14 protein-coding genes and 2 pseudogenes are annotated in these 16741 nt (G+C 52.1%); 12 read left to right on the top strand and 4 right to left on the bottom strand.

The genetic code is table 11. The features are described from left to right. The first annotated feature begins 167 nt into the window (after window positions 1-167). Both lpcA and B9P82_RS22895 read left to right on the top strand, forming a co-directional pair. Complete coding sequence (gene lpcA, locus B9P82_RS22905) at window positions 168-746, top strand: D-sedoheptulose 7-phosphate isomerase (protein WP_016155760.1); 579 nt, start codon at window positions 168-170, stop codon at window positions 744-746. Window positions 747-895: 149 nt separating this feature from the next. Next, a pseudogene (locus tag B9P82_RS22895) lies at window positions 896-1662 on the top strand (class II glutamine amidotransferase). Here the strand turns inward: B9P82_RS22895 and dpaA are convergent. Further along, a complete protein-coding gene (gene dpaA / locus B9P82_RS22890) occupies window positions 1633-2373 on the bottom strand; it encodes a peptidoglycan meso-diaminopimelic acid protein amidase (protein ID WP_016151817.1) in 741 nt (246 codons plus the stop codon). The pseudogene B9P82_RS22895 and the gene dpaA sit on opposite strands and share 30 nt — an antisense overlap. 349 nt (window positions 2374-2722) lie before the next feature. Here dpaA and B9P82_RS22885 point away from each other — a divergent pair, with 349 nt between their 5' ends. Next, the gene (locus B9P82_RS22885) at window positions 2723-3484 is read left to right on the top strand and encodes a C40 family peptidase (RefSeq protein ID WP_047417069.1); all 762 of its coding nucleotides are present in this window, start codon (window positions 2723-2725) and stop codon (window positions 3482-3484) included. Window positions 3485-3522: 38 nt separating this feature from the next. Here B9P82_RS22885 and B9P82_RS22880 read toward each other — a convergent pair. Beyond that, window positions 3523-5241: pseudogene (locus B9P82_RS22880) on the bottom strand (flagellar biosynthesis protein FlhA); the annotation flags it as partial. On the opposite strand from B9P82_RS22880, the gene lafU reads away from it, so the two are divergent. The 3 genes from lafU (at window position 5153) to dinB (ending at window position 7886) form a co-directional block, all read left to right on the top strand. Continuing rightward, on the top strand, window positions 5153-6067 hold the full coding sequence (lafU, locus tag B9P82_RS22875; protein ID WP_071600315.1) for a putative lateral flagellar export/assembly protein LafU: 915 nt from the start codon (window positions 5153-5155) through the stop codon (window positions 6065-6067). The pseudogene B9P82_RS22880 and the gene lafU sit on opposite strands and share 89 nt — an antisense overlap. A 55-nt stretch (window positions 6068-6122) precedes the next feature. After that, window positions 6123-6764: a hypothetical protein gene (locus B9P82_RS22870; protein WP_047357631.1), complete on the top strand. Its 642-nt coding sequence runs from the start codon at window positions 6123-6125 to the stop codon at window positions 6762-6764. A 66-nt stretch (window positions 6765-6830) separates the two neighbouring features. Continuing rightward, complete coding sequence (dinB, locus tag B9P82_RS22865; RefSeq protein WP_047357632.1) at window positions 6831-7886, top strand: DNA polymerase IV; 1056 nt, start codon at window positions 6831-6833, stop codon at window positions 7884-7886. Between the two features lie 53 nt (window positions 7887-7939). On the opposite strand, the gene pepD is transcribed toward dinB, so the two are convergent. Further along, window positions 7940-9397, bottom strand: a complete 1458-nt coding sequence (gene pepD, locus B9P82_RS22860) for a cytosol nonspecific dipeptidase (protein ID WP_016151863.1) — start codon at window positions 9395-9397, stop codon at window positions 7940-7942. A gap of 261 nt (window positions 9398-9658) precedes the next feature. On the opposite strand from pepD, the gene gpt reads away from it, so the two are divergent. The 3 genes from gpt (at window position 9659) to crl (ending at window position 11919) form a co-directional block, all read left to right on the top strand. After that, window positions 9659-10117, top strand: a complete 459-nt coding sequence (gene gpt, locus B9P82_RS22855) for a xanthine phosphoribosyltransferase (RefSeq protein ID WP_003031380.1) — start codon at window positions 9659-9661, stop codon at window positions 10115-10117. 98 nt (window positions 10118-10215) lie between these two features. Then, window positions 10216-11460 carry an esterase FrsA gene (frsA, locus tag B9P82_RS22850; RefSeq protein ID WP_016155767.1) on the top strand — a complete coding sequence of 415 codons (1245 nt, stop codon included), beginning with the start codon at window positions 10216-10218 and terminating at the stop codon, window positions 11458-11460. 57 nt (window positions 11461-11517) lie between these two features. Further along, window positions 11518-11919, top strand: coding sequence for a sigma factor-binding protein Crl (gene crl, locus B9P82_RS22845; protein ID WP_016151866.1), 402 nt, complete (start codon window positions 11518-11520; stop codon window positions 11917-11919). A 57-nt stretch (window positions 11920-11976) separates the two neighbouring features. Here the strand turns inward: crl and phoE are convergent, their stop codons facing one another. After that, complete coding sequence (gene phoE / locus B9P82_RS22840; RefSeq protein ID WP_016151867.1) at window positions 11977-13032, bottom strand: phosphoporin PhoE; 1056 nt, start codon at window positions 13030-13032, stop codon at window positions 11977-11979. 288 nt (window positions 13033-13320) lie between these two features. On the opposite strand from phoE, the gene proB reads away from it, so the two are divergent. From proB to B9P82_RS22820, 3 genes are all read left to right on the top strand, one after another. Continuing rightward, entirely contained in the window at window positions 13321-14424 is a 1104-nt protein-coding gene (gene proB / locus B9P82_RS22835; RefSeq protein ID WP_003031373.1) for a glutamate 5-kinase, read from the top strand. An 11-nt stretch (window positions 14425-14435) separates the two neighbouring features. Further along, window positions 14436-15689: a glutamate-5-semialdehyde dehydrogenase gene (gene proA, locus B9P82_RS22830; RefSeq protein WP_016151868.1), complete on the top strand. Its 1254-nt coding sequence runs from the start codon at window positions 14436-14438 to the stop codon at window positions 15687-15689. 281 nt (window positions 15690-15970) lie between these two features. Then, entirely contained in the window at window positions 15971-16690 is a 720-nt protein-coding gene (locus tag B9P82_RS22820; protein WP_101700995.1) for a Crp/Fnr family transcriptional regulator, read from the top strand. Window positions 16691-16741: the final 51 nt, after the last annotated feature.

The raw sequence follows: 16741 nt of genomic DNA, 5'->3' as shown, positions 1-16741 counted from the left end.
TTAGCAATGTGTTTACAAAATAATTACAACAAAGCTCACATTGTTGCTGTTTTAACCGGCACAAAAAATCAAAAGCCGCAGCCATTCCTGTGGCTTGTACTTCTCGCTGGTAGCGCTATCCGGTACACTGCATCTTGTCATTTACATTCATGCTGAAGGATATCCTCATGTACCAGGATCTTATTCGTAACGAACTGAGCGAAGCGGCGGAAACGCTGGCTAATTTTCTTAAAGATGACGCCAATATTCACGCCATTCAGCGCGCGGCGGTCCTGTTGGCAGACAGCTTTAAAGCTGGCGGTAAGGTACTTTCTTGCGGTAACGGCGGTTCCCATTGCGACGCGATGCACTTCGCCGAAGAGCTGACCGGACGTTATCGCGAAAACCGCCCAGGCTACCCGGCGATCGCTATCTCTGATGTCAGCCATATCTCCTGCGTCAGCAACGATTTCGGTTACGATTATGTCTTCTCCCGCTACGTTGAAGCCGTGGGTCGCGAAGGCGATGTCCTGTTAGGCATCTCTACTTCGGGTAACTCCGCTAACGTGATTAAAGCGATTGCCGCAGCGCGTGAGAAAGGGATGAAAGTCATCACCCTGACGGGTAAAGATGGCGGCAAAATGGCGGGCAGTGCGGATATCGAAATTCGCGTACCACACTTTGGCTATGCTGACCGCATTCAGGAAATTCATATCAAAGTGATCCATATCCTGATCCAGTTGATCGAAAAAGAGATGGTGAAGTAAGAAGGCTATTTTATTTGCCATTTTGAATCCGGGCAGTGCCCGAAATCCTCACGTACTACGTGTACGCTCCGGTTTCTGCGCGCTGTCCGAATCTAAACTGGCTGCAACAATTACGCCTTCCCGCTTAAAGGCGTTTGTGGAGGTGATGTATGTGCGAACTGCTCGGGATGAGCGCCAATGTGCCAACCGATATCTGCTTTAGCTTCACCGGGCTGGTTCAGCGCGGCGGAGGTACCGGGCCGCACAAAGACGGCTGGGGTATTACGTTTTATGAAGGTAAGGGTTGCCGTACGTTTAAAGATCCGCAACCCAGCTTTAATTCGCTATCGCCAAACTGGTACAAGACTATCCCATCAAATCCTGTTCCGTGATTGCCCATATTCGTCAGGCGAATCGTGGCGAAGTGGCATTGGAAAACACCCATCCATTTACGCGTGAACTGTGGGGACGTAACTGGACGTACGCTCATAATGGACAGCTCAGCGGCTATAAATCGCTGGAAACCGGTAATTTCCGCCCGGTCGGGGAAACCGACAGCGAAAAAGCTTTCTGCTGGCTGCTCCACAAGCTGACTGAACGGTATCCGCGTACGCCTGGCAATATGACGGCAGTGTTTAAATATATCGCTATGCTGGCAGGAGAATTGCGTGAGAAGGGCGTCTTCAACATGCTGTTGTCTGACGGGCGTTATGTGATGGCTTTCTGCTCGACCAACCTGTTTTGGATCACCCGTCGTGCGCCGTTTGGCGTGGCGACACTGCTGGATCAGGATGTGGAAATCGATTTTAGCTCAGAGACCACACCCAATGATGTGGTCACCGTGATTGCCACTCAGCCGCTAACCGGCAATGAAACCTGGCAAAAGATTATGCCAGGCGAGTGGGCGTTATTTTGTCTCGGGGAGCGTATAGTTTGATGCCAGTTGCGGCTGAACCACTTCGTGACTCAACGGCTTGCTGATAACGTAACGGCCATCGACGACGGAAACGGTCGGTGGCTTACGCGTTTGTTCAAAGTAATCGTAGCCAGGCTTTAGCTGCGCCCAGAATTCTTTGTAATACGAGAACTTATGGCGCTGCATGTTGGCATCGGTCATGCGGAATGGATAAATGCTAACCTGCACGCTGGACTGCCCAAACACCAGTGCGCCGGTGACAAACTGGAAAATCTCATCAATGCCGTTGTCGGTCATTGCGTAGCAGCCGACGGAAACGCAGGCGCCGTGGATCATCAGGTATTTACCTTCATAACCGTGTGCGCGGTCATAGGCGTTAGGAAAACCAATGTTAATCGCTTTATAAAAGCGGCTATCCGGTTTCAGCTGTCCGCGCTGTACGCTGTAAAACCCTTCCGGGCTTTTGAAATCGCCCTGACGCTGTTTCGGACCTAAGCCGCCGGAATAATTGCAGATCTTATAGCTGTCGAGCAATTGATACTGTTCGCCCATCTTGACGTACAGATCCAGCGTTCGCTCTTCTTTGAAGATCTGGATATAGACGGGGGAGCCCATTAATTGCTGCTTATATTCTTTGCTGACAGGCGTAGTCGGGCTGCTGCTGCTCAGCAAACCGGCAAATGAAACGCACGGCAATAAAAGCATCGCAAGAAAAAATGCGATTTTACGCATACTGCTTATTCCTTGATAAAACGATTACACACGCCAGGACGGCAAAAAGAGTTCCCAAATCGGATAAATCTGGATCTGGAGCGCTCACATTATCACCCAGAGAGTTTTTCGCAAGTCTCTCGTGCGGCGTTTACACTTTAGATTTTCTTTATACGGAAAATTGTGCTTAAAGGCAGTCAGACACTGACGTATTTTGCGGGTTAGCGCACGTCATTAAGTCTTCTGAGTGCAGAATTCCTAATATATTGAATTTAAAAAATTAATAATTTAATAATCGAATATTAAAATGGAATGCCCGGCAATAGCGGTAGACTGCGGCGAACGTGTTTGATTAGGTAGTGTTGTTTTCATGTCTTTTGTCTCTGCGCCCCGACGCTTTTTGCCGGGTCTGCTGTCTTTGTGTGTTGTGTTGTCCTCGCCGTCTGTCGCCAAAGTTCAGCCCCTCTTATCTGACGCCCATTTAAGCTATGCGGCGCAATTACGCATGCGTAACCGCGCCCGGCTGCTGAAGCAGTACCACGCGCAGGTAAAAAAGCAGGAAAGTTATGTGGTGGAAGGTAATGCGCAAAGTAAAAGCGCGCTGCGCCAGCAAAACAGGACGCTGATTAAACAGCACCCGGAGTGGTTCCCGGGGCCACTAAAAGCGAGCGATCAACGCTGGCAGGAGCTGGCTGAGAATGACCATTTTCTCAGTAGCGATCATCTGCACAACATAACCGAAGTGGCAATCCACCGTCTTGAACAGCAGTTAGGTAAACCCTATTTGTGGGGCGGGACCAGCCCGGAACAAGGCTTTGACTGTAGCGGGCTGATCTTTTATGCCTACAACAAAATTCTGGCAGCAAAATTGCCACGTACGGCGAATGAAATGTATCACTATCGGCGGGCGACCATCGTCGCTAATCGCGACCTTCGTCGTGGTGATTTATTGTTCTTTCATATTCACAGTCGGGATATTGCCGATCATATGGGCGTCTATTTGGGGCAGGGACAATTTATTGAATCGCCGCGTACGGGAGAAACGATTCGGGTGAGCAATTTATCCGATGACTTCTGGCAGGATCATTATCTCGGCGCCCGTCGTATTCTGACGGAAAATACCATTCTGTAATCAAAAAGGCGGTGCGAATGGCACCGCCTCGTCAGGGGTTAACTCAACGCCCCCATGATCTTTAATTCCAGCTCATCCGGAACTTCGTTATATGACAACACCTGTAAGCCTGGTGCAAACAGGCGCGCATAGCGCGCAAGCAGAGGACGTAGCTGCGGTGCGACCAGCAGTACCGGCTCTTTACCCGCGGCTTTCATCTGTTCTTTAATCTGCGGCATATTGGTCTGGAACTGATTCAGCATATTAGGATCGACCGGTACGCTATCGAGCACCACTTTTCCACTTTGCTGAGCCTGATTCACTACATTAGCCAGCAGATTCTCCAGCTCATTATTCAGCGTGTAGACCGCCAGCTCATCTTTGCGCACAAACGGATGGGTAATGCTGCGACGGAGCGCCAGACGCACATCTGCCGTTAACAGAATATGATCTTTAGTGACGGCGCTACTGGCGACCAGTACGGTGGCAATGGTAACGATATCGCGCAGCGGCACGCCTTCGACCAGCAGCGCCCGATAAACCTTCAAGAGCTGGCTGTAATTCAGCGCCGCGCTCAGATCTTCCGCCAGACGGGGGGCCATCGAAGAGAGGCGGTTATGCAGTTGGGTAATATCATCGTAGTTAAACAGGTCGGGAATAAAGTTGCGAATGACCTTATTCACATGCGTCGCAATGACGCTGGCACTATCAATGACCTGATACCCCATATTTAGCGCTTTGGCTTTTTGCGCCGGGACAATCCACGTCACCGGCATACCGTAGGCCGGATCGTGGCCTAAAACACCATCGATCTCGCCATACGTTTCACTGGAGGGCAGCGCCATCAGCTTATCTGAGGGAATATCGGCCTCATCAGCCTTGATCCCATTGATAAAAATGGCGTACTGGGTCGGTTTTAGACGGAAGTTTTCGCGGATGCGAATTTCCGGGAGCAGCACGCCGTTAGTGTCTGAGATAACCTGCCGTACACCGCGAATACGTTGGGTGAGCGGATTCCCTTTGGATTTGTCTACCAGCGACACCAGCTTGTACCCCAGGCTCAGGCTGATTGGCTCGATCAAAGGGATAGTTTCCCAACTGACCTGTTGCTCAGTAGTTTCAACGATGGTTTTAGTCAGCGTCTCAAGATTTTTCTCTTCAGTTTCAGCCACCTTCGGGCGCTTGCTCATACGCCAGGCGGTGAAACCCATCAGGGCGCTGAACACCAGGAACGGGAAATGCGGCATTCCCGGTACCACCGCCAGTACAAACATAATGCTGGTGGCGGTATAAAGTACGGAGGGGCTGGCCAGTAACTGGCTACGCACGTCTGTGGCGATATCACCGCTGTCGCTCACGCGAGTAACGATAATCGCCGCCGCGGTCGACAGCAGCAGAGACGGGATCTGGGCAACCAGACCGTCGCCGATGGTCATCAGTACGTATTGCTGGAATGCGGCTTCGGCGCTTAAATCGTATTTAAAAATACCGATACAGACGCCGCCTATCAGGTTGATGGCCAGGATCATCATCCCGGCGATGGCATCACCGCGCACGAACTTCGACGCACCGTCCATTGCGCCATAGAAATCCGCTTCGCCCGCCACATCTTTACGTCGCGCCTGCGCCTGTGCCTGATTAATCAGGCCTGCGTTCAGATCGGCATCGATCGCCATCTGCTTCCCGGGCATGGCGTCCAGCGTAAAGCGGGCCGAAACCTCGGAGATACGCTCGGCACCCTTGGTAACCACGATAAAGTTGATTGTGAACAGCGTCAGTAAAGCTGACCGCGAAAATATCGTGGCGGCGCTGCATGGTCAGTCAATCTTTAACGGTGGCGGTATGGCGCCGTTAAATAAGCTGGGCAAGCAGCCGATAGCGCCGGGAGCGCAGAAGAAAAACGTCACGCGCAACAAACTCGATAAAACCGTCAACCCGCAGGAGACGGCGAAAATTACGGAAGAGAACGCGAAAAAGGCGCTGGATGTGAATGAAAAAGCGGTGCTGCTGAAACAAAAATCAGCCCGCGAATTGGGCGAACTGGCGACCGACATTAACGTTATCGCCCGCAATGCGCATATGGAAACTAACCTTGAGATGGAGATTGTTCCTCAGGGGCTGCGCGTACTGATTAAAGATGACCAGAATCGCAATATGTTTGAACGCGGTAGCGCCAGGATTATGCCGTTCTTTAAATCGCTGCTGGTCGAACTGACTCCCGTGTTTGACTCGCTGGATAACAAGATAATCATCACCGGGCATACAGACGCGATGAGCTATAAAAGTAACATTTACAACAACTGGAACCTCTCCGGCGACCGCGCTTTGTCGGCGCGACGCGTGCTGGAGGATGCCGGAATGCCGCAGAATAAAGTCATGCAGGTCAGCGCGATGGCGGACCAAATGCTGCTGGATGCGAAAAACCCGGAAAGTGCCGGGAACCGTCGCATTGAGATCATGGTGCTGACGCAAAGCGCTTCCGATACGTTGTATCAATATTTTGGCCAGCAGGGAGAGAAGGTTGTGCAACCGCTGGTGGATAAGCTGGACAAGCAAAAGCAAGTGACTTCTTTACGTCAGCAATCTGCTCCCGTCACTCATTAATTCTGTTCCCGTCCCCCACGCAATGTGGGGGCAATTTATTCCTCAGGAAGGCAATGTGATAGATGTAACCCATATTATTCCATTGGAGATTCATACTGATAACGTCACCGATGTAGCCTGTCAGGGGGCGCATTTCGACAAGGTTTCAGGTATCTGGTACACCGAACCCCACGAGCTAAACGGGGCGCTTCGTGACTATGTCTACGAGACCGACAATTTTAATATTGTCGCGCCGTACTCTCTGGTGATTACCTCGAAGATGCACTGCTGGAGCTGCCACCAAATTACCCGCATCCATGGCGTGATGTTTACCCGCTTTATTAAGAAAAATCAGGATGGTCAGGGCTGGCAGTCGGTCAGGCGTAACAGCTTTTTGTTCCACATTAATTCTCTGCCTGAAGAGATAAAAAAGAGCATCAAAGCCAGCAATTACTACCTCGATAAAAGTAAAACCACCGGGCTACGTTACTGGATGAATCACTGTGAAATTTGTGGTGAACGTCTGGGCGACTACGAACTTTTCTGCGTTGAAAATGATGCCTTCCGGCTGATGACAATCGAAAAACTGCTGCGGGCAAATGTTCGCAAAGTGAATAAACTGTTTGTCAGTACGGCGGGTAATCCCGCAGAACATACGAAAAAGGATATTGTGCGTTACCTGTGCGATGCCCGCTTCGTCATGAATGGTCCGGCGTAAGGAATAATCATACTTCTCACACTATAAAAATACTGTATACTTAAACAGTGTTGTGGGAGGCGAGTAATGCGCAAAATCATACATGTTGATATGGACTGCTTTTTCGCAGCGGTGGAAATGCGCGATAACCCCGCTCTGCGTGACATTCCCATTGCCATCGGCGGCAGCCGGGAGCGCCGGGGGGTTATCAGTACAGCCAATTACCCGGCGCGCAAATTTGGCGTGCGTAGCGCGATGCCAACGGGAATGGCGTTAAAGCTATGCCCGCATCTTACCTTATTACCCGGTCGCTACGAGGCCTACAAAGAAGCCTCCCGCCAGATTCAGGCGATTTTCTCCCGCTATACCTCGCTGATTGAACCCCTGTCGCTGGATGAAGCCTATCTGGATGTAACCGACAGCACCTACTGCCACGGTTCTGCCACGCTGATCGCCCAGGAGATCCGCCAGACGATTTTTAACGAGCTGCAGCTAACCGCTTCTGCCGGGATTGCGCCGGTTAAATTTCTGGCAAAAATAGCCTCCGATCTCAACAAGCCCAACGGGCAATATGTGATTACCCCTGCCGATGTTCCTGAATTTCTCAAAACGTTACCGCTAGGCAAAATTCCCGGCGTCGGCAAAGTCTCCGCCGCGAAGCTGGAATCAATGGGATTGCGTACCTGCGAGGATGTTCAAAAATACGACCTGGCAATGCTGCTCAAACGTTTTGGTAAGTTTGGTCGCGTGCTGTGGGAGCGAAGCCAGGGCATTGACGAGCGGGACGTTAACAACGACAGACTGCGCAAATCCGTCGGCGTGGAGCGCACGCTGGCGGAAGATATTCATGAGTGGTCAGAGTGTGAGGCGATTATTGAGCGGCTTTATCCCGAACTGGAACGGCGTCTGGCCAAGGTAAAGCCGGATCTCCTTATCGCTCGCCAGGGGATAAAACTCAAGTTTAATGATTTTCAGCAGACCACGCAGGAGCACGTCTGGCCGCGCTTAAATAAAGATGACTTAATTGCGACGGCGCGTAAAACCTGGGAAGAACGTCGGGGAGGGCGAGGCGTGAGGCTGGTGGGATTACACGTCACGCTGCTGGATCCCCAACTGGAAAGACAGCTGCTGTTGGGGCTGTGACTCTGATGGATTGCCGGATAAGCGTAGCGCCATCCGGCATTTAGCGCAGGATCTTACTTCGCCGGAATAGACTTCAGCAGTTCAGTCAGCAGCGTCCAGTAGTGACCAACGCTTTCGATATGAACCTGCTCATCCGGGGAGTGCGGACCGGTGATGGTTGGCCCGATGGAAACCATGTCCATTTCCGGATACGGTTTCTTGAACAGACCACATTCCAGACCGGCGTGAATGATCTGGATGTTTGGCGTTTTGTTGAACAGACGCTGGTAGGTTTCGCGAACCAGGTGCATAACCGGAGAGTTAGCATCCGGCTGCCAGCCTGGGTATCCGCCTTTGGCCTGGGTTTTCGCGCCAGCCAGTTTACCCAGTGAATCCAGCATGCTCACCACGTAGTCTTTACCGCTGTCGATCAGGGAACGGATCAGGCAGTGAATTTCAACGTTGTCGTCAGTCATGGTTACAACGCCGACGTTCAGGGAGGTTTCTACCACGCCTTTGGCTACGTCGGAGTTGCGGATAACACCGTTCGGGGTGGCGTTCAGCAGACGTACGAAGCTGTCGCGAGACTGAGTGGTCAGCGCGGCTTTGTCGTGAGTAACGGCATCCAGCAGTAGAGCCAGGTTCTTCTCTTTGGCTTCCAGTTCGTTTTTCAGGATTTCCTGGTAGGTGTTGACCAGCGCTTTTAACGCATCAACTTTATCTGCCGCCACGGCGAGGGTGGCAAAGGCTTCACGCGGAATTGCGTTGCGCAGCGTACCGCCGTTGAAATCAACCAGACGCAGATCCAGCTCTTCAGCGTGACCCGCCAGGAAGCGTACCAGCAGCTTGTTAGCGTTACCGAGACCAACGTGGATTTCGCCACCGGAGTGACCGCCTTTCAGGCCTTTCAACGTCAGCTTAAAGCTCTGGAAGCCAGCCGGGATTGCTTCACGGGACAGCGGCAGGTTAGAGGTAAAGTCGATACCGCCTGCGCAACCCATATAGATCTCACCTTCTTCTTCAGAGTCGGTGTTGATCAGGATATCTGCCTGCAGCCAGTTAGCCTGCAGACCAAACGCGCCATCCATACCTGCTTCTTCGGTCATGGTCAGCAGCACTTCGAGCGGACCGTGTACCACGTTGTCATCAGCCAGAACGGCCAGTGCGGACGCCATACCGATGCCGTTATCCGCACCCAGCGTGGTGCCACGGGCTTTTACCCATTCGCCGTCAATATAAGGCTGGATAGGATCTTTAGTGAAGTCATGCACGGTGTCGTTATTTTTCTGCGGGACCATATCCAGGTGCGCTTGCAGAACGACCGGCTTGCGGTTTTCCATTCCTGCGGTAGCGGGTTTGCGAATCAGGATATTACCGACCTGATCGCGCTCGACGTGGAAACCTTTCTCTTGGGCCCAGCTCAGAATGTGTTCAGCGAGCTGCTCTTCATGGTAGGACGGATGAGGAATAGAACAGATTTTGGCAAAAATATCCCACAGCGGTTGCGGGGATAACTGAGACAGTTCAGACACGTTGAGTCTCCTTGGCGATGTCCTACAAAACTTGCTTGCAGGCCACAGGGTTAGCAGAATTAAAAACATCACAAGTCAGGCTTGCGCGATGCGATTGAGAATACCACTTTCTCCGCTGACGGCTAGCATAAAGCATGCAAAAAGAGGCGCGGATTCCGCGAAACACTGGTTTTTAGTGCGTCAGATCTCTATAATCTCGCGCAACCTATTTCCCCCTCGAACACTTTTTAAGCCGTAGATAAACAGGCTGGGACACTTCACATGAGCGAAAAATACGTCGTCACCTGGGACATGTTGCAGATCCATGCACGTAAACTGGCAAGCCGCCTGATGCCTTCTGAACAATGGAAAGGCATTATTGCCGTTAGCCGTGGTGGTCTGGTGCCGGGCGCATTGCTGGCGCGTGAATTGGGTATTCGTCATGTCGATACCGTATGCATCTCCAGCTACGATCACGACAACCAGCGCGAACTGAAAGTGCTGAAGCGTGCCGAAGGCGACGGTGAAGGTTTCATCGTAATTGATGACCTGGTTGACACCGGTGGTACCGCCGTAGCGATCCGCGAAATGTACCCTAAAGCGCATTTCGTCACTATTTTCGCTAAGCCGGCAGGTCGCCCGCTGGTGAATGATTATGTTGTTGATATCCCTCAGGATACCTGGATTGAGCAGCCGTGGGATATGGGCGTAGTGTTCGTTCCGCCGATCTCGGGTCGCTAATCTAAAAAGTTTTCAACGCCCGCACTGTCGGGCGTTGTTCTTTTTGTGCTGTGTCAGGTTACACTATGCCTTAGTGAGTACTCATGGAGGCTGCAATCATGTCACAGGCTAACCTCAGCGAAGTCCTGTTTAAACCCCGCTTCAAACACCCTGAAACGTCAACGCTGGTTCGTCGTTTTAATCACGGCGCGCAGCCGTCCGTACAATCGACTCTGGATGGCAAAACCATCCCGCACTGGTACCGCATGGTGAACCGCCTGATGTGGATCTGGCGTGGCGTCGATCCGCGCGAAATCCTCGAAGTGCAGGCACGTATCGTCATGAGCGAAGCCGAACGCACCGATAAAGAGCTTTACGACACGGTTATCGGCTATCGCGGCGGAAACTGGATTTACGAGTGGGCGAAGCAGGCGATGGACTGGCAACAGAAAGCCTCTATGGAAGAGGATCCGCAGGTGAGCGGACGCCACTGGCTGCATGCTTCCACGCTCTATAACATCGCCGCTTATCCGCACTTAAAAGGCGATGAGCTGGCAGAGCAGGCGCAGGCTCTGGCCAATCGCGCCTATGAAGAGGCCGCACAGCGTCTGCCGGGCACGCTGCGTGAGATGGAATTTGCCGTTACCGGCGGCGCGCCGATTACCGGCTTCCTGCATATGCCAAAAGGCGACGGTCCGTTCCCGACGGTGCTGATGTGCGGTGGCCTCGATTCCATGCAAACGGATTATTACACTCTGTATGAGCGCTACTTTGCCCCGCGCGGTATTGCCATGCTGACGCTGGATATGCCGTCGGTCGGGTTCTCGTCAAAATGGAAACTGACCCAGGACTCCAGCCTGCTGCACCAGCACGTATTAAAAGCGCTGCCGAATGTTCCGTGGGTGGATCACACTCGTGTGGCGGCCTTCGGCTTCCGCTTTGGCGCCAACGTGGCGGTACGCCTGGCGTATCTGGAATCATCACGTCTGAAGGCGGTGGCCTGTTTGGGGCCGGTGGTTCATGCGCTGCTTAGCGACCCGCAGCGTCAGGCAAGCGTCCCGGAAATGTACCTTGACGTTCTGGCCAGTCGTTTGGGAATGCACGACGCATCCGATGAAGCGTTGCGCGTTGAGCTTAATCGCTATTCATTAAAAGTGCAGGGCCTGCTGGGCCGACGCTGCCCGACGCCAATGCTGTCGGGGTTCTGGAAAAACGATCCGTTTAGCCCGGAAGAGGAGTCGCGTTTAATCACATCTTCATCTTCTGACGGTAAGCTGCTGGAGATTCCATTCAACCCGGTGTATCGCAATTTTGACAAAGGGCTGCAGGAAATAACCGGTTGGATCAATCAGAGATTGTGTTAAAAGTTTGCTAAATTTTATCGATTTGGTAAAACAGGTGCTTCACCTAAGGAGATCGTAATGACGTTACCGAGTGGGCATCCGAAAAGTAGATTGATCAAGAAATTCACCGCGCTTGGCCCGTACATCCGGGAAGGGCAGTGCGAAGATAATCGGTTTTTTTTCGATTGTCTGGCTGTTTGCGTCAATGTGAAACCCGCCCCAGAGAAACGCGAGTTTTGGGGCTGGTGGATGGAACTGGAGGCGCAGGAAAAACGCTTCACGTACAGCTACCAGTTTGGCTTGTTCGATAAAGACGGGAACTGGACTGCGGTGCCGGTGAAAGAGACTGAAGTGGTAGAGCGACTGGAATACACCTTACGTGAATTTCATGAAAAATTACGTGGGTTGTTAACGTCGCTGAATCTGGCGCTGGAGCCTGCTGACGATTTTAACGATGAACCGGTTAAATTAACGGCATAATGAACAGTAAAATGCCGGATGGCGGCGCAACCCCATCCGGCATTTTTTTATGCTACATCAGAACTGATAAACCATACCGACAGCAACGATATCATCATTGTTGATGCCCAGTTTATTGTCGCTATCGAGCTGGTTGATTTTATAATCGACAAACGCGGACATATTTTTGTTGAAATAGTATGTTGCGCCAACGTCGATATAATTCACCAGATCCTCATTGCCTACGCCTTCAATATCTTTCCCTTTTGACAGCACATAACCCAGTGACGGACGCAGACCAAAGTCAAACTGGTACTGAACTACCGCTTCGAAGTTCTGTGTTTTATTGGCGAAGCCACCGGAAATTGGCGTCATATTGCGCGTTTCAGAATAGAACGTCGCAATATAAATATCGTTAGCATCATATTTTAAACCGGTCGCCCAGGCTTCTGCTTTATCGCCAGTCCCGCGCGTTTGCAGATTCTGCTGGTTGGTACGATCGGAGTTGGTATACGCACCGCTCACCGCGAAATCGCTGCCGCCAAAGTCATAGGTAACGGAAGTACCAAAACCGTCGCCGTTTTGTTTTTTCACATCGCGGTCCTGATTTTTCCCCTGGTATTGCAGGGTGAGATCCAGACCATCCACGACGCCGAAGAAGTCGGTGTTACGGTAGGTCGCCAGGCCGCTGGCGCGTTTGGTCATAAAGTTATCGGTCTGCGCGGAGGAGTCGCCGCCGAATTCCGGGAACATATCGGTCCACGCTTCCACGTCGTACAGCGCGCCGAGGTTACGACCGTAATCAAACGAGCCAAGGTTTTTTAATTTCAGACCGGCAAAGGCCAGACGGGTTTTTTGCTGGTTAGAGTCGCTTTCGGCTTTATTGCCGGCGAACTCTGCTTCCCAGCGGCCATATCCCGTCAGTTCATCGTTAATTTGCGTTTCGCCTTTAAAACCTAAACGGATATAGCTCTGGTCGCCGTCTTTGCTGTCATAATCCGTCATGTAATGCATGGCTTTTACTTTGCCGTACAGGTCCAGTTTATTACCGTTCTTGTTATACACTTCCGCTGCCTGTACGGATGCCGACGCAGTAATACCCATCACCACTAATGCCAGAGTGCTCTTTTTCATTTTCATTCCTGATTAAAAGTACGCGCTAATATTCACTGGGTGTGATCCCCGTTAAAAGACAGGAGGGTTTTAACGTCTGGTAATGAACGTTTTATGACAAAGTAAGAATATTTTTAAAAAAGGATGTTTTTTTGTTTCTGTAATAAATGCGTCAAAATCTGCCGCTACGCTTGCTGATCCTGCGCAATAAAAATTCATGCTTTGTGCGCTGGTTGTTGGCAACCGGGGCCAGTCCTGCTAAAACGTTCGTTTGATATCATTTTCCCCAATTTTGAATGGCAGAGAATCATGAGTGACAGCCAGACGCTGGTGGTAAAACTTGGCACCAGTGTGTTAACGGGCGGATCGCGCCGCCTGAACCGCGCCCACATCGTAGAACTGGTTCGCCAGTGTGCGCAGCTCCATGCCGCAGGGCATCGTATTGTTATCGTTACCTCGGGCGCGATTGCCGCCGGACGTGAGCATCTGGGTTACCCTGAGCTCCCGGCAACGATAGCCTCGAAACAGCTGTTGGCGGCGGTAGGGCAGAGCCGATTGATTCAACTGTGGGAACAGTTGTTCTCGATTTACGGTATTCACATCGGACAGATGCTGCTAACGCGTGCGGATATGGAAGACAGAGAGCGCTTCCTTAACGCCCGCGATACGCTACGCGCGCTGCTGGATAACAACATCGTTCCTGTCATTAATGAGAACGACGCCGTAGCGACCGCCGAAATTAAAGTCGGTGATAACGACAACCTTTCAGCGCTGGCGGCGATTCTGGCCGGGGCCGATAAGCTGCTGCTGCTGACCGATCAGCAAGGGCTGTTTACCGCCGATCCGCGCACCAACCCGCAGGCTGAGCTGATCAAAGACGTTCACGGTATTGATGATGCGCTGCGCGCCATTGCCGGTGATAGCGTCTCGGGTCTGGGAACCGGTGGTATGGGGACTAAACTGCAGGCCGCTGATGTTGCATGCCGCGCCGGGATTGACACCATTATTGCAGCAGGCAGCAAGCCGGGCGTAATTGGCGACGTGATGGAGGGCGTTTCCGTTGGGACGCGTTTCCATGCACAGGCCTCTCCGCTGGAGAACCGTAAACGCTGGATCTTCGGCGCACCGCCTGCCGGGGAAATTACCGTTGATGAGGGTGCGACCGCAGCGATTCTGGAGCGTGGCAGTTCATTACTGCCAAAAGGCATTAAAAGCGTGACAGGCAACTTCTCTCGTGGTGAAGTGATCCGCATCTGCAATCTCGAAGGGCGCGATATTGCCCACGGCGTTACCCGCTATAACAGCGATGCGCTGCGCCGTATTGCCGGACATCACTCACAACAGATCGACACCATCCTGGGCTACGAATACGGTCCGGTTGCTGTCCATCGCGACGACATGATTACCCGTTAAGGAACAGGCATATGCTGGAACAAATGGGCATTGCTGCCAAAGCTGCGTCATACAAGCTGGCGCTGCTCTCCAGTCGCGAAAAAAACCGCGTACTGGAAACGATAGCTGATGAGCTGGAAGCGCAAACGGAAAGCATCCTCAGCGCGAACGTACAAGATGTTGAGCAAGCGCGAGCCAACGGCCTGAGCGAAGCAATGCTCGACCGCCTGGCGCTGACTCCGGCGCGTCTGAAAGCGATTGCCGACGATGTGCGTCAGGTATGTAATCTCGCCGACCCGGTCGGGCAGGTGATTGACGGCGGTCTGCTGGATAGCGGCCTGCGTCTCGAACGTCGTCGCGTTCCGCTGGGCGTGATTGGCGTGATTTATGAAGCGCGTCCAAATGTCACCGTTGACGTGGCTTCCCTGTGCCTGAAAACCGGTAATGCGGCGATCCTGCGCGGTGGGAAAGAGACGTACCGAACGAATGCGGCAACCGTGGCGGTTATCCAAAAGGCGCTGGAAGCCTGTGGTTTACCCGCTGCAGCCGTGCAGTCGATAGATAACCCGGACCGAGCGCTGGTCGCTGAAATGCTGCGTATGGATAAGTACATTGATATGCTGATCCCTCGCGGTGGCGCGGGTCTGCATAAGCTGTGCCGTGAGCAGTCGACTATCCCGGTCATCACCGGCGGCATTGGGGTTTGTCATATTTATGTTGATGATAGCGCGGAGATCGACCCGGCGCTGAAGATTATCGTCAACGCCAAAACCCAGCGTCCGAGCACCTGTAACACCGTAGAAACCCTGCTGGTGCATCAGGATATCGCTGCGCGTTTTCTGCCTGCGCTGAGCCAGCAGATGGCACAAAGCGGCGTCACGCTGCATGCCGACGACACCGCGCTGGCCACATTGCAGGCAGGGCCCGCTAACGTGGTTGCGGTGAAAGCCGAAGAGTATGACGACGAGTTTCTGTCGTTGGATCTGAACGTGAAAATCGTTACCGATCTGGACGATGCTATCACCCACATTCGCGAGCATGGGACCCAGCATTCCGATGCCATCCTGACGCGCACCCTGCGTAACGCCGATCGTTTCGTGAATGAAGTGGACTCTTCTGCCGTGTACGTTAACGCCTCTACTCGTTTTACCGATGGCGGCCAGTTCGGACTGGGGGCGGAAGTGGCTGTGAGTACGCAAAAACTGCACGCGCGTGGCCCAATGGGTCTGGAAGCACTGACCACCTATAAGTGGGTTGGCTTCGGTGACGACACGATTCGTGCGTAATTGAAAACGGGCGATGCCATAATGGGTCTATGCTTTTCAGGTCTGTTAAGGCATTGCCCGGTTAATTCTACTCTTTACCCCGCTACCGCATTTGTTTTCTATCCTGTGTTTTATCATCATCCGCATCAGTCTGGTTTTTAGCCATGTGCTCCCCGGCGTCGAAAAGGCGACGTATCACAGAATTTTCCCTACCAGCATGAATTTTCTGGGTCTGCGGCTCACGTATTGTTCCTATGGTCCAATCTATTAGAATCAGTCTCATTTTTATGAGGAGTCGTTGCGTGAAATCGGATATTCACAAACATAGCATTCCTGTTGTGCCACTCGGCAACCCGTTTCCCCCCCGCCATTGTTCACTGTGTCCAAAGGGCGTGGCGATTGATCGTGATAATCAATACCGATTAATAGACAAAAGAAGGAAGTTTAAAGCGGGGGAGATACTCGCCCGGCAGGATGGAGCCGCGGACATGCTTTTTGTTATTCACGAGGGGTACTGCACGTCCAGCGTGGAATGTGGTGATAACGATTTTATCAGTCGCTTTTATGTTCCGGGAGACATCATGGCGCTGGATGCCGTTGAGGGGGGTAAGTATCTGACAACGATCAAGGCTGCAACGGCTGCGGAGGTATGTCATATCGATATTGCGCGGTTGTTCAAGGCAGCAGAAAAGGAGCCGTCGGTTGCAGCGGCAGTCATCAAGTTTCTCTGCAGGGACAATGGATTCATTGTTGAAAAACTACGGCGTTATGCCAATAAACATGCTGAGGCCAGAATCGCTGCTTTCCTCGTGGAGTTTTACGAAATGCATTTACGTATTGGCAGGCCTGAAACGACGCTTCGCTTGCCATTCTCGCGGGAGGAAATTGCCAGTTATCTCGATCTTAAAATTGAAACCGTTAGCCGCTCATTAAAATCCCTCGAACATCAAAAGTTGATTAGCTTACATCGGGTCCGTACGGTAACAATTAATAGTTATTTGGGGTTAAAAGGTTTCAGCTAACCCTATCTTTGCCGTGCGTTATTTATCTCTTGATATTCCAGGAATATTCAT

Source organism: Citrobacter sp. L55 (assembly GCF_002850715.1).
Classification (GTDB): domain Bacteria; phylum Pseudomonadota; class Gammaproteobacteria; order Enterobacterales; family Enterobacteriaceae; genus Citrobacter; species Citrobacter braakii.
Note: the sequence above shows the minus strand (reverse complement) of the source record. Positions and strands in the feature narration are given on the sequence as shown.